This window comes from Halomonas meridiana (genome assembly GCF_009846525.1).
GTDB lineage: Bacteria > Pseudomonadota > Gammaproteobacteria > Pseudomonadales > Halomonadaceae > Vreelandella.
This window is the reverse complement of record NZ_CP024621.1, coordinates 1,144,332-1,157,926: the sequence shown is the minus strand read 5'-3', so window position 1 is coordinate 1,157,926 and position 13,595 is coordinate 1,144,332. Positions and strand designations below refer to the sequence as shown.

Genomic DNA, 13,595 nt, shown 5'->3' with positions numbered 1-13,595 from the left:
ATTCGGTCAGTCCGCCGCTTCGATATCGCTCATCAACGGGTGCTCGCACTCACGGGCATACTCATTCACTTGATAACTCTTGGTTTCAGCAATATCCCGGGTAAAAATGCCGCACGTGGCTTTTCCCTGAGTGTGTACGGCCAGCATGACCTGCACTGCTTTTTCACTGTCCATATTGAAAAAGCCTTGCAGTACTTCAACGACGAACTCCATGGGGGTGTAGTCGTCGTTATGCAAGACCACTTTGTAAAGCGGCGGCTGCGCCAATGTGGGCTCGGCAGACTGTACTGCCAAGTCATCATCATGCTCGGGCATGCCAGGGCGCGTCATGCCTGCCTGTAACGTGGCCGCCACGAGGGGGCTTTCTGTAGTACGCATAAGCAGCAAGGATCATCTTCTCTCGGCTGACGGGCGATGTCTGACACGCAGGTCGTCTGAAGACGCTAGACGCGTGGTTCAGTTGTACACACTATAACCTTCTGTATAAGACGCGCGCCATCAACAAGGGTTCATGAAAAACTCAAAATTATCACACTGGGCTAAACAAAAAACCCCTGCCCGCAAAGCAGGCAGGGGGTCGAGCCGCGCACAGCGCGTGGCTAAACGCGGGGCGACTTAGCCCTTGGCGACCATCGCCAGCGCATCGTTCAGCGTCTTGCTCGGACGCATGGCTTGGCTAGCCAGCTCACCGTTCGGGTGGAAGTAGCCTTGGATATCGACCGCCTGTCCCTGAACGCTGTTGAGCTCGTCCACGATGGCCGTCTCGTTGGCTTTCAGGGCTTCGGCTAGGCGGGCGAACAGGGTCTTCATTTCAGCATCCTGGTCCTGCGCTGCCAGCGCCTCTGCCCAGTAGAGGGCCAGATAGAAGTGGCTGCCACGGTTGTCCAGCTCGCCGACTTTACGCGACGGCGACTTGTTGCTGTCGAGGAATTTGCCGTTGGCTTCATCCAACGCCTTGGCCAGCAGCGTGGCGCGGGCGTTGCCGAAAGTGCTACCTAGGTGTTCGAGCGATGCAGCCAGTGCCAGGAACTCACCCAGTGAATCCCAGCGCAGATGGTTCTCTTCCAGGAACTGCTGAACGTGCTTCGGTGCAGAGCCGCCAGCGCCCGTTTCGAACAGACCACCGCCGTTCATCAGCGGAACGATAGAGAGCATCTTGGCGCTGGTGCCCAGCTCCATGATCGGGAACAGATCGGTGAGGTAGTCACGCAGCACGTTACCGGTGACGGAGATGGTGTCTTCCCCCTTGCGAATACGCTCCAGGGAGACTTTCATCGCGTCGACCGGTGCGAGGATACGGATATCCAGGCCAGCGGTGTCGTGATCTTTCAGGTACGTTTCGACCTTCTTGATCAGTTGGGCGTCGTGGGCACGGTTGGCATCCAGCCAGAACAGCGCCGGTGCACCGCTGTCGCGGGCGCGAGTCACGGCCAGCTTCACCCAATCCTGAATCGGAGCATCTTTGGTCTGACACATACGCCAGATATCGCCCGCTTCTACTGCATGGCTAAATACCGTGTTGCCCGAGTCATCGGTCACTACGACGGTACCGTCGGCAGGCATTTGGAACGTCTTGTCGTGAGAGCCGTACTCTTCGGCCTTCTGCGCCATCAGACCCACGTTGGGCACGCTGCCCATGGTGGTCGGATCGAACGCACCGTGCTGCTTGCAATCGTCGATCACCGCTTGATAAATAGTGGCATAGCAACGATCTGGGATGACGGCTTTGGCATCCTGCAGCTCGTCGTTGGCGTTCCACATCTTGCCGGAGTCACGAATCATCGCTGGCATGGAGGCGTCGATGATCACGTCACTGGGCACGTGCAGGTTGGTGATGCCCTTATGGGAGTTCACCATCGCCATGGCCGGGCGTGTTTGATACAGCGCCTCGACATCGCCTTTGATGGCTTCTTGCTGGTCGCTGGGCAGCTTCTCGATGGCGCTGTACAGGTCGCCAATACCGCTGTTGGCGTTGAAGCCCGCGCTCTTCAGTGCGTCAGCGTGCTTCTCCAGCACCTCTTTGTAGAACTCCTCGACCACGATGCCAAACATGATCGGGTCGGAGACTTTCATCATGGTGGCTTTCAGGTGCAGCGAGAACAGCACGCCGCTCTCTTTGGCATCGTTGATCTGGCTGTCGATGAAGCGACGCAGACGACGGCTGCTCATGCAAGCCGCATCGATCACTTCACCAGCCTGAACCGCGAGCCCTTCTTTCAGCACCACCTGGGTGCCATCCGCTTGCTGCAGCTCGATTTTCAGCGTGCCGGCTTTTTCCATTACTGCCGACTGCTCGCTGCCGTAAAAGTCACCGTCACTCATATGCGCCACGTGGGACTTGGAGTCAGCGCTCCACTCGCCCATGCGGTGCGGGTATTTACGCGCGTAGTTCTTGACCGATTTCGGCGCACGGCGGTCGGAGTTGCCTTCACGCAGTACCGGGTTTACTGCACTGCCCTTGGCTTTGTCGTAACGCGCTTTGATGGAGGCTTCTTCGTCGTTTTTCGGCTCTTCCGGGTAGTCCGGCAGCGGGTAGCCCTGGCTTTGCAGCTCTTTGATGGTTGCTTTGAGCTGCGGGCCTGAAGCGCTGATATTGGGCAGTTTGATGATGTTGGCTTCGGGCGTCTTCGCCAGCTCGCCCAATTCCGCCAGGTCATCGCTAACGCGCTGCTGATCGTTCAGAAGATCGGGAAATTGTGCCAGCACACGGGCGGCAAGCGAGATATCGCGGGTCTCTACTTCGACACCGGCAGAGTCGGTAAAGGCATCAATAATGGGTAACAAGGAATAGGTAGCGAGCGCAGGAGCTTCATCGGTGAGCGTATAAATGATCTTCGGCGTTTTAGACATTTTTGCGTTAACCTCTTTTCGGTCGCTGTGATTATAAAAAATCCTGAGCTACGCGGCTCATACGACGATAGGCCTTGCCGCGAAGCGTTTGGAGCATCCTGTATGCGCTGCCCCTATGGTCACTCGGTGGTTACTGCGGTAACGATGACGACGGATGATACGGTGAGCATCGTTGTGCTGCCGGGTCATCTCAAACAGCTGCGCCAGATTATACCAGCGCTGCACTTTAACCGCATGAGCGATTGTCGACAAATCCTCCACCTCTAGATCTTGAGACCGTTCGTGAGACGATGAGCACCCTATATTTACTGCATAAACCCTACCGCATGCTTTCCCAGTTTACTGACAGCCAAGGCCGAGCCACCCTGGCCGACGTTCTCGATGCGCCGGGCGTTTACGCGGCCGGACGCCTCGACTTCGACTCCGAGGGGCTTTTATTACTGAGTGATGACGGCAGTCTGATCCACCGTATCGCCCATCCACGTCATAAACAGCCGAAAACCTATTGGGTACAGCTCGAAGGCGACATTACCGACGAAGCCATTCGTGCACTCGCCTCAGGCGTTACCTTAAAAGATGGCCCTACCCTGCCTGCCAAAGCTCGGCGTATGTCGCCCCCTAACGTGGCTGAGCGCGATCCAGCCATCGACCCCAAACGCCATCCTGTGACCAGCTGGCTGGAACTCACCATTAGCGAGGGGCGCAATCGCCAAGTGCGCCGCATGACCGCCCACGTTGGCTTTCCCACGCTGCGCCTGATACGTGCCGCGATTGGCCCCTGGCAATTGGGTGATCTCGCTCCCGGGGAGTGGCGCAAAGAGACGCTACATGCTCCACGGCCGACCCACGCGACCAAGCCCCGCACTAGGCAACAACAGCCACTCAACACCCGCAAAGGCGCTGACAAGAGCGCCAAGCGCAGCACGAAGAGAAACGCAACACCAAAAGGGGGACGCAAATGAGCCGCGTCGCCCAAACGGACGTTGCCCGCCCCATCATTCACAGCACCGTTGCCTGCGTGATTGAGCAGCAGGGGCGCTTTCTGATGGTAGAAGAGGATAAAGGTGGCCCACACACGCTGTTCAATCAGCCTGCCGGACACGTCGAACGTGGGGAAGGCCCAGTGGCCGCCGTTCACCGTGAAGTCATGGAAGAGACCGCTTGGCAGATCACCTTGACCGGCTATCTGGGGCTGTACGTCTTTCACACGCCGACCGGTACGACCTTCCATAGTCACGGTTTCGTTGCCTTGCCCAACCAGCGCCTTAGCTCGGCTATCGACCCGGCCATCGTCGCGACCCACTGGCTGACACGAGAGGAGATTGCCATGTTGGACGGCGCCCAACGGCTGCGAAGCCCGCTGGTTCTCCAACGTATCGACGACGCGCTAAACGGCCACCGCTACCCGCTTGGCGTGATCAAGGAGTGAAGCACTCGAAGCATCGAGCCCCCATCGTGTATAATCGCCGCCCAATTGCACACCACTTCAACCGAGGATGCTCATGACATCCACCCATGGCACAGCCACCCAGGATGCGTCAGACACCCGCAGCGCTGCCACCGGCAAGGTCATCGTCGGCATGTCGGGCGGCGTCGACTCCTCCGTATCGGCGCTCCTTCTGCTCCAGCAGGGGTACGACGTCGAAGGCCTGTTTATGAAAAACTGGGATGAAGACGACGGCACCGAATACTGCACGGCCAAAGAGGATTTGGCCGACGCGGAAGCCGTGTGCGCCAAGCTGGGCATCAAGCTTCATACCGCCAACTTCGCCGCCGAATATTGGGACAACGTTTTCGAGCATTTTCTAGCGGAGTACAAGGCAGGCCGTACGCCAAACCCGGATATCCTTTGCAACCGGGAGATCAAGTTCAAGGTCTTCTTGGAGTATGCCGAGATGCTGGGTGCCGATAAAATCGCCACCGGTCACTACGTGCGCCAAGGCATCCGCGACGGTCACCCTCGCCTGTTGAAAGGCCTGGACGGCAACAAAGACCAAAGCTACTTCCTGCACGCCGTACCGGAAGCGGCCATTGCCCGCACGCTGTTCCCAGTGGGCGAACTGGAAAAGCCGGAAGTACGCGCGCTGGCCGAGCAGCACGACCTCGTCACCGCGAAGAAAAAGGACTCCACCGGTATCTGTTTCATCGGTGAGCGTCGTTTCCGCGACTTCCTACAGCAGTACCTACCGGCTCAGCCAGGTACCATCGAGACCCCCGAGGGCGATGTGATCGGCCAGCACATGGGCTTGATGTACTACACCCTAGGCCAACGCCAAGGGTTAGGCATCGGCGGTTTGGCTAACTACTCCGAAGAGCCTTGGTACGTGGCGGCAAAAGACCTCGACCGTAACGTATTGATCGTGGTGCAGGGCAAGCATCACCCTTTGCTATACACCGACGCCCTAGCCACCGAGCCCATGGACTGGGTCGCTGGCAAGCCGCCGGTTCAGCAAGGCCGCTTTACCGCCAAGACCCGCTACCGCCAAAGCGACTGCCCCTGCGAGATGACTGCCCAGCCGGACGGCAGTGTGGAAATCGTGTTCGACGATCCACAGTGGGCGGTCACGCCCGGCCAGTCGCTGGTGCTTTACGATAACGACATCTGCTTAGGCGGCGGCGTTATCCGCGCCACCTGGAAGGTTACGGAGGCCGCCGCATGAGCGCCACCCCGATACACCGTGCGCCCGACACACCCGCCGCGCGACAAGCCCTCGCGCTGGCGGGGGTATTTCAAGCTGCCAGTTTGGTGGATGAGCTGGCCCGCACCGGGCAAGTCGATACCCGCGCCTGGGAAACGCTGATCAACGCGACGGTCGATACCAATCCCGAAAGCTTTGAAGCCATCTACGGCGGCCACCCCAACAATCTGCGCCGCGGGCTGGAGACACTGGAGGCCTTGGTAGGCCGCAAACAAGCCAATCCAGTCGTGCTTCGCTACGGTTTCTCGCTGCTTTTGTTGATGAACAAGCTGCGCACCGACCGACGAATGATGGACCTATTGGGCCAAAAGCTCGCCCATGTCCAAGGGCAAGCGGAGCATTTTGGTACGACCCATGAAAACGTCATTGCCAGCCTTGGCGAAGCCTACCAAGAGACCATTTCGACGTTTAAAACGCGCATCGTGGTGCAGGGTGACCCCTCACTGCTGCAAACCCGCATGATGCCCGAGCGGGTACGCGCCTGCTTGATGGCGGGCATTCGCTTTGCCCTGCTGTGGCATCAGCAGGGCGGGCGCCGCTGGAAGCTGGTCTTCCAACGCAAGGCGCTACGCCGAGCCCTGGATGGCTTCAGTTAGCCGCCTTGCCACCTCACACTCGACCTCCGACTTTGACCACTCTGGAAACCAAGCCATGCAACTCTCTGCTCTGACCGCTCTCTCTCCCGTTGACGGCCGCTACGGCGCCAAAGCCGCCGCGCTACGTGAACACTTCAGCGAATTCGGCCTGATCCGTGCGCGCGTGATTGTGGAAGTGCGCTGGCTGCAGCGCCTTGCTGAGCACGGCCAGATTGTCGAAGTCCCGCCGCTCTCCGCAGAAGCCACCGCGTTTCTAGAGCAGTTGATTCGCGATTTCTCCGTAGACGACGCCGAGCGCATCAAAGAGATCGAGCGTACCACCAACCACGACGTCAAAGCGGTCGAGTACTTCTTGAAAGAGAAGATTGCAGGCCAGGCCGAGCTGAACGCGGTCACCGAGTTCATCCACTTCGCCTGCACCAGTGAAGACATCAACAACCTCTCCTACGGCGTGATGCTGGCAGACGGCCTAAAAGCTATGCTGCCGACGATGCACGAAGTCGCCGACGAGATTGCCAAACTGGCCATTGCTCACGCAGGCCAACCGATGCTGTCGCGCACCCACGGCCAAACCGCTAGCCCCACTACGCTTGGCAAAGAGATGGCCAACGTGGCGTACCGCCTGAAGCGCCAGCTCAAGCAGATCGAAAGCGTGGAGATTCTGGGTAAAATCAACGGTGCGGTAGGCAACTATAACGCTCACCTGACCACCTACCCGGACATCGACTGGGAAGCCAACGCGCGCACCTTTGTGGAAGGCCTGGGCTTAAGCTTCAACCCCTACACCACACAGATCGAACCCCACGACTACATTGCCGAGCTGTTCGACGCGATTTGCCGCTTCAACACCATTTTGATCGATTTCGACCGCGACGTATGGGGTTACATCTCGCTGGGTTACTTCAAACAGCGCACCGTAGAAGGCGAAATTGGCTCGTCTACCATGCCGCACAAGGTCAACCCCATCGACTTCGAAAACTCCGAGGGCAACCTGGGACTCGCCAACGCAGTCATGAGTCACCTGGCGCAAAAACTGCCGATCTCCCGCTGGCAACGCGATCTGACCGACTCCACCGTGCTGCGCAACCTGGGCGTTGGCCTGGCCTACGCCCTGATTGGTTACCACGCTAGCCTAAAAGGCATCAGCAAACTGGAAGCCAACCCCGAACGCCTCGCGGAAGATCTGGACAACAGCTGGGAAGTGCTGGCCGAGCCGATCCAGACCGTCATGCGTCGCTACGGCATCGAAAAGCCTTACGAGAAGCTCAAAGAACTGACCCGGGGCAAGCGGATCGACCAAGCGGGCTTCGCCGCCTTCATCGATACCCTCGCGCTGCCCGACGAGGTAAAACAAGAGCTGAAAGCCCTCTCGCCAGCCAGCTATATTGGTAATGCGAAGGCCCAGGCCGAAGCACTCAACCAGCGGCTTGCTGCACTCTAAACGACGCCCTGCGACACTGACGTAGCGCTCACTTGAACTAGGATAACGCCATGAGTCATCACGATAAGCCACTCACCCTGCTGGGCGATTTAACGCCTGCAGACTTCTTGGCCAACTACTGGCAGCAGAAGCCACTGCTGATTCGTGGCGCTATCCCCGATTTCGTCAGCCCCATCGACCCCGATGAGTTGGCAGGCCTTGCCTGCGAGCCCGGTGTCGAAGCGCGACTGGTCGAGGAGAAGGGTCCCGACGGCCCTTGGCAGGTATCACACGGGCCGTTCGATGACGCAACCTTCGAGCGTTTGCCTGAAGGTCACTGGAGCCTCTTGGTGCAGGCAGTCGACCACTACGTGCCTTCCATTGCTGCGCTGATGGACGAGTTCGATTTCCTGCCCCGCTGGCGTCTGGACGACATCATGGTGAGCTACGCTCCCCCCGGTGGCAGTGTCGGTCCACATATCGACCAGTACGACGTCTTCCTCCTGCAGGCTAGCGGCCACCGCCGCTGGCAGCTGGGCGGCAAGCAGCCGGACAACGCGCCGATCATTCAGGGCATCGACCTGCGCATTCTCGAGACGTTCGACATCGAAGCGGATTCGGACTGGACCCTGGCACCCGGCGACATGCTCTACCTTCCCCCCGGCTGGGCCCACCATGGCGTCAGCCAAACCGACGACTGCATGACCATCTCGGTCGGCTTCCGCGCCCCTTCGGCAGACGAAGCGATCACGTCGTATGCCGATTACGTCGGCGAGCAGATGTCGGATTCCCAGCGTTACAGCGATGCCGGTATGACACCCACCGAGGAAGTGGGCGAGCTGGACGATGCCGCTGTCGAGCGCATGCGTCAATTCATTCTGAAGACGCTGGACAACCCCGAACAGGTAGCCCAGTGGTTTGGCAGAGTGATGACGCAGCCCAAATATATCGATCAAGTCGTGCCCCTCGAAACGCCAATGAGCGAAGCCGACCTTGTTGCTCAACTACAAGACGGCGAACCGCTCTTCCACATGCCAGGGTCTCGTTTTGCCTGGCGTAGCGATGCTTCTGGCACCACGCTGTTCGTCGATGGCGATGGGCACGCCTGCTCAGAACCCCTCGCCAAACGCCTTGCCGACGCCACACCGATGTACGCGGACGTGCTGGATATCGACGGCGCCGCGGCCCTGATTACCCAGCTGATCAATAGCGGCAGCCTGGGTTTCATGGGTGAAGGCGACGACGAGGAGTAACCCATGGTAGGAACGGTCACCGTGACAAGCGGCGACTGGGAATCGCTGGGGGAACCCGCCTCGCTGATTCGCCGAGTCGTCTTCATCGATGAACAGCAGGTGCCTCAAGAGGAGGAGTGGGATGGCCTTGACTCGGCATGCCTGCATTTTCTCGCGATGCTGCAAGGGGAACCGGTCGGCACCGCTCGCCTCCTGCCCGACGGCCATATTGGTCGAGTGGCGGTACTGAGCCGCGCCCGCGGCACAGGCATTGGCTATCAGCTCATGCAGGCGGCTATTCACGCGGCCCGCGACGCTGGCCACACCCAGGCGGTGCTGAGCGCCCAACTTCATGCCCTCGCTTTTTACGAGCGGCTCGGCTTCGTGGCCCATGGCGATGTGTTCATGGATGCAGGCATTCCCCATCGTGAGATGATGTTGGCCTTGTAACGCGTCTTTGATTGATGAAAGCGCCACCACGTGTGGCGCTTTTTTTATGCCTACGGTCACGTCCATGACCCACCACTGACGAAAAACGACTACACAAACAGGGCGTTTGGCGTAGTCGCTGTCGTCGGACTACAACGCCGTGTGCCCCCAAGTGACAATTGTTGGATCCCCTCGGCTAGTCGATAGTTATTGCACTGCAGCGTTAATGAGTTTCTCTTCGGAGACATGAACGCTGTGCAAAGCGAAGCGCCTCACCGCGACGTTTTGCTGAGAGACGATTGGTGTAGAGACAGCACCGCGAAATTGAACAATGCTGGAGTCTATCTCGCAGGTGCAGCATAAGAACAAGCTAACGTGCGAATGACGATAACCCTGGAGGAATCAGCTCATGTCAGGACTGCTCGACGATATCAAAGCGATGGCCCAACTTCGCGAAGCCCAAGGCGGCAAATGGTCAGCCATCAAACCGGAATACGCTGCCCGTATGCGTGCCCAAAACCGCTTCCACACCGGCTTGGACATCGCCCGCTACACGGCTAAGATCATGCGCGACGACATGGCCGCCTACGATGCCGACACCTCCCAGTACACGCAATCACTGGGATGCTGGCACGGCTTTATCGGCCAACAAAAGCTGATCTCTATCAAGAAGCATTTCGGTACCACCAAGCGTCGCTACCTCTACCTCTCCGGCTGGATGGTGGCCGCGCTGCGCTCCGAGTTCGGCCCGCTGCCAGACCAGTCCATGCACGAGAAAACCTCGGTCGCCAACCTGATCGAAGAGCTGTACACCTTCTTGAAACAAGCCGACGCGTGGGAGCTCAACCATCTGTTCCGCGCTCTCGATGAAGCGAAGGCCGCCGGTGACAGCGCAAAAGAGCAAGCACTGATCCATAAGATCGATAACTACGAAACGCATATCGTGCCGATCATCGCCGATATCGATGCCGGGTTCGGTAACGCCGAGGCGACCTACCTACTGGCCAAAAAATTCATTCAAGCAGGTGCCTGCTGTATCCAGCTTGAAAACCAGGTCTCCGACGAAAAACAGTGCGGCCACCAAGACGGCAAAGTCACCGTGCCCCATGAAGACTTCCTAGCGAAAATCAACGCGGTGCGTTACGCCTTCCTGGAGCTGGGCGTAGAAGATGGCGTCATCGTCGCTCGCACCGACTCGCTCGGCGCAGGCCTGACTCAGAAGATCGCCGTGACCCACGAGCCGGGCGACTTGGGCGATCAGTACAACAGTTTCCTGGATGGGGATGTGATCGACAACGCAGCGGATATCAATAACGGCGATGTGGTCATCAAGCAAAACGGCAAGCTGGTCAAGCCCAAGCGCCTGGCCTCCGGCCTCTACCAGTTCAAACCGGGCACTGGCGAAGATCGTGTGGTGCTGGACTGCATCACCAGCCTGCAAAACGGTGCCGACCTGCTTTGGATCGAGACCGAAAAGCCCCACGTTGGCCAAATCGCCAGCATGGTGAACCGTATCCGCGAGGTGGTGCCGGATGCCAAGCTGGTGTACAACAACTCGCCCTCTTTCAACTGGACGCTGAACTTCCGCCAGCAGGTCTTCGATGCCTGGGAGAAAGAAGGCAAGGACGTGTCGGCTTACCAGCGCGACAAGCTGATGAGCGTCGAGTACGACAACACCGAACTTGGCCAGCTCGCCGACGAGTGGACGCGCAACTTCCAGCGCGACGGTGCCCGTGAAGCCGGTATCTTCCACCACTTGATCACGCTGCCCACCTACCACACGGCGGCCCTGTCGACCGACAACCTGGCCAAGGGCTACTTCGGTGATGAAGGCATGCTGGCTTACGTCGCAGGCGTGCAGCGCCAAGAGATTCGCCAGGGTATCGCCACCGTCAAACACCAGGACATGGCAGGTTCCAACATCGGCGACGACCATAAAGAGTTCTTCCACGGCGATGCCGCGCTGAAAGCGGGCGGTAAAGACAACACCATGAACCAGTTTGGTTAACCCTCTCTTTGCATGACCCACAGGAGGCTTCGGCCTCCTGTTTTCTTTGCGACCGCCCCGCTGCAAATTTTTTGCACACTGCTTTCTTAATGCCTGTCTACACTCTACTTTGTGACCTTTTCTTGGGATGGCTGGTCAAAGCTGTACGTTTCCGTTATCTTTTAACGAACGCTGTTCTAAAACGAGATGTATGCAACGTTTTGCGATCGGTTAACCGCCATCGACGCTGATACCCACTGGAGGTTTTAATGAAACGTTTACTACCCGTTGCCGCATTGAGCATTCTGACACTGGCTGGTTGCGCCAACACCGCACCCTACTCAGGCGATGTCTACCGTGGTAACCAAGCGCAAACGGGGCAAAGCGTCAGCTATGGCACCATCGTGGCCGTCCGCCCCGTCCAAATTCAAGCCGATAGCCGTACTGGCAACCTGCTGGGCGGTGGCGGTGGCGCCGTCATCGGCGGTTTGCTGGGTAGCCAAATCGGCGGTGGCTCTGGTCGCCAGCTCGCGACCGTGGCGGGTGCGCTGGGCGGCGCAGTTGCTGGTACTGCTGCAGAAGACCGCGCTAACCGCGTTAACGCGCTGGAGATGGAAATCCGTCGTGACGACGGCACGGATGTCGTCGTCGTGCAGAGCGCCGACCGCCAGTTCCAGGCAGGCCAGCGGGTTCGCTTGATTGGCAGCGGTGCCAACCTAAGCGTAGCCCCTTACTAAACAGATCGGGCGCGCCTACCCAGCAGCGTGCCCTGGCAGACCATACGCAAGCACTTAAAGCGATGGCTCGTCAAACGACAGCAGCCCGGCCAAGTTGGCCGGGCTGCTGTCGTTAGGTATCAATCAACGCACGTCTAGGCAAAGAACGTCTAGGGCATGACCACTCAGTGCGCCATGCTGCTTGCCCAGTTGGCGAGTTTTACGATGATCAAGCCAATCACGGCCAGCAAAATCGCTACCAGCAGCACGTCCACCGGGCGAATCAGCGTCGTCGCACCCAGCACGGCCAATGCAGCGACCCACAGGTAACGGTTATCACCGTGGCTTTTCAATACCTCGGGCAGCATTTTGTCCAGCCCCTGGCTAACGCCGCTTTCCCAACGCTTGTTGGCAAAATATGCAATCAGCACGAAGGCGACAACCCAAATCAAGAAGATGGTCATAACGGACTCCAGTGAGTGTATGGCAGGTGAAAAAATGATGGATGTAGGGTATCCCTGCACACCCCCAGGCGCAATAGCGCTAAAGGCGTGGGGGTGGAAAAACCCCGCTTACCCCCTGACAAGCCGCTCCACACGCGTTACCATGTTGGGACATGCACTCACCGAAAGGTTAATCAATGCAAATTGCGCAAAACTCGGTTGTCGCGTTCCACTACACCCTGACCAACGATGCAGGTGAGGTGCTAGACAGTTCCGAAGGCCGCGAGCCTCTGACGTATCTCCACGGCGCGGGCAACATCATCCCGGGCTTGGAAAAAGAGCTTGAAGGCCGCGCTGCTGGCGACAAACTGAACGTCAAAGTTGCCCCGGAAGAGGGTTACGGCGAAGTTCAGGAACAGCTGATGCAAGAAGTGCCGCGCGATGCGTTCCAAGGCGTCGAGAGCATCGAGCCGGGCATGCAGTTCCAAGCGCAAACTCAAGGCGGCCCGTTGATGGTTACCGTCAAGAAAGTCGAAGGCGACACCGTCGTTGTAGATGGCAACCATCCGCTGGCGGGTCAGCACCTCAACTTTGACGTTGAGATCGCGACCGTTCGTGAAGCAAGCCAGGAAGAAGTCGAGCACGGCCACGTGCACGGCGAAGGTGGCGTCGAGCACTAAACAGCTCGAAGCGATCAAGGGGCGGCCACTGGGCCGCCCTTTTTTGTGGGCGATAGGGTGCTAGTCGTTCGGAATCAGCACGAGCTGACCGTAGCGTACGCTACGCGATGACGTCACTTCATCGGAAAACTGCTTTAGTGCGCTCCCCTGCCCCTTCAATAGTGCCACTTCCAGGCAGCTATCGTGGTTGATGTGCACATGCAGCGTCGAGAGCGTTAAGTCGTGGTGATCGTGGGAGTGGCGGGTCAACCGTTTGGAAAGATCCCGCGCCGCGTGGTCGTATACATACACCAGCGCGCCCATGCACGGGGCTTCGGGCGCAACCTGCTCTTTGGCCTGCGTCAACCCACTGCGCGTGAGATCACGAATCGCCTCTGAGCGATTTTGATAGCCGCGCAGCGCCATCAACGCATCGACCTCGCCTAACAGCTCCTCATCCAGCGTTACCGTTACCCGCTGCATACCCTCTCCTTCGCCGGTCTCTCATGGTGCATCGCCGCAACTTCCAGCGCTGTTAGTATGATGTTATTGTGAAAACATCAT

General features: G+C 58.6%; 14 protein-coding genes. 10 read left to right on the top strand and 4 right to left on the bottom strand.

The window, feature by feature from the left end:
* Window positions 1–6 precede the first annotated feature (6 nt).
* Window positions 7–315, bottom strand: a complete 309-nt coding sequence (gene clpS / locus CTT34_RS05685; RefSeq protein ID WP_159343718.1) for an ATP-dependent Clp protease adapter ClpS — start codon at window positions 313–315, stop codon at window positions 7–9.
* A 300-nt stretch (window positions 316–615) separates the two neighbouring features.
* Window positions 616–2,850: an NADP-dependent isocitrate dehydrogenase gene (locus CTT34_RS05680; protein ID WP_159341574.1), complete on the bottom strand. Its 2,235-nt coding sequence runs from the start codon at window positions 2,848–2,850 to the stop codon at window positions 616–618.
* A 290-nt stretch (window positions 2,851–3,140) separates the two neighbouring features.
* Between CTT34_RS05680 and CTT34_RS05675 the strand changes: the two genes are divergently transcribed.
* The 9 genes from CTT34_RS05675 to CTT34_RS05635 all read left to right on the top strand — a co-directional run bounded on the left by CTT34_RS05675 (window position 3,141) and on the right by CTT34_RS05635 (window position 11,950).
* The gene (locus tag CTT34_RS05675) at window positions 3,141–3,812 is read left to right on the top strand and encodes a pseudouridine synthase (RefSeq protein ID WP_159341573.1); all 672 of its coding nucleotides are present in this window, start codon (window positions 3,141–3,143) and stop codon (window positions 3,810–3,812) included.
* Window positions 3,809–4,279 carry an NUDIX hydrolase gene (locus CTT34_RS05670; protein ID WP_159341572.1) on the top strand — a complete coding sequence of 157 codons (471 nt, stop codon included), beginning with the start codon at window positions 3,809–3,811 and terminating at the stop codon, window positions 4,277–4,279. Before CTT34_RS05675 ends, CTT34_RS05670 begins: the two co-directional genes overlap by 4 nt.
* Before the next feature lie 73 nt (window positions 4,280–4,352).
* Entirely contained in the window at window positions 4,353–5,510 is a 1,158-nt protein-coding gene (gene mnmA, locus CTT34_RS05665) for a tRNA 2-thiouridine(34) synthase MnmA (RefSeq protein WP_159341571.1), read from the top strand.
* The gene (gene hflD, locus CTT34_RS05660; protein WP_159341570.1) at window positions 5,507–6,145 is read left to right on the top strand and encodes a high frequency lysogenization protein HflD; all 639 of its coding nucleotides are present in this window, start codon (window positions 5,507–5,509) and stop codon (window positions 6,143–6,145) included. The genes mnmA and hflD overlap by 4 nt, the downstream gene beginning before the upstream one ends.
* A gap of 55 nt (window positions 6,146–6,200) precedes the next feature.
* Complete coding sequence (gene purB / locus CTT34_RS05655; RefSeq protein ID WP_159341569.1) at window positions 6,201–7,586, top strand: adenylosuccinate lyase; 1,386 nt, start codon at window positions 6,201–6,203, stop codon at window positions 7,584–7,586.
* A gap of 50 nt (window positions 7,587–7,636) precedes the next feature.
* Window positions 7,637–8,818, top strand: a complete 1,182-nt coding sequence (locus tag CTT34_RS05650) for a cupin domain-containing protein (RefSeq protein WP_159341568.1) — start codon at window positions 7,637–7,639, stop codon at window positions 8,816–8,818.
* A gap of 3 nt (window positions 8,819–8,821) precedes the next feature.
* Window positions 8,822–9,247 carry a GNAT family N-acetyltransferase gene (locus tag CTT34_RS05645; RefSeq protein ID WP_159341567.1) on the top strand — a complete coding sequence of 142 codons (426 nt, stop codon included), beginning with the start codon at window positions 8,822–8,824 and terminating at the stop codon, window positions 9,245–9,247.
* Between the two features lie 388 nt (window positions 9,248–9,635).
* Window positions 9,636–11,234: an isocitrate lyase gene (locus tag CTT34_RS05640; protein WP_159341566.1), complete on the top strand. Its 1,599-nt coding sequence runs from the start codon at window positions 9,636–9,638 to the stop codon at window positions 11,232–11,234.
* Window positions 11,235–11,482: 248 nt separating this feature from the next.
* Window positions 11,483–11,950: an outer membrane lipoprotein gene (locus tag CTT34_RS05635; protein WP_062373622.1), complete on the top strand. Its 468-nt coding sequence runs from the start codon at window positions 11,483–11,485 to the stop codon at window positions 11,948–11,950.
* Window positions 11,951–12,114: 164 nt separating this feature from the next.
* On the opposite strand, the gene CTT34_RS05630 is transcribed toward CTT34_RS05635, so the two are convergent.
* On the bottom strand, window positions 12,115–12,393 hold the full coding sequence (locus CTT34_RS05630) for a hypothetical protein (protein WP_159341565.1): 279 nt from the start codon (window positions 12,391–12,393) through the stop codon (window positions 12,115–12,117).
* Between the two features lie 176 nt (window positions 12,394–12,569).
* On the opposite strand from CTT34_RS05630, the gene CTT34_RS05625 reads away from it, so the two are divergent.
* Entirely contained in the window at window positions 12,570–13,052 is a 483-nt protein-coding gene (locus tag CTT34_RS05625) for an FKBP-type peptidyl-prolyl cis-trans isomerase (RefSeq protein WP_159341564.1), read from the top strand.
* 60 nt (window positions 13,053–13,112) lie between these two features.
* Here CTT34_RS05625 and nikR read toward each other — a convergent pair whose 3' ends face one another.
* Window positions 13,113–13,514: a nickel-responsive transcriptional regulator NikR gene (gene nikR / locus CTT34_RS05620; RefSeq protein ID WP_159341563.1), complete on the bottom strand. Its 402-nt coding sequence runs from the start codon at window positions 13,512–13,514 to the stop codon at window positions 13,113–13,115.
* Between the last annotated feature and the right edge of the window lie 81 nt (window positions 13,515–13,595).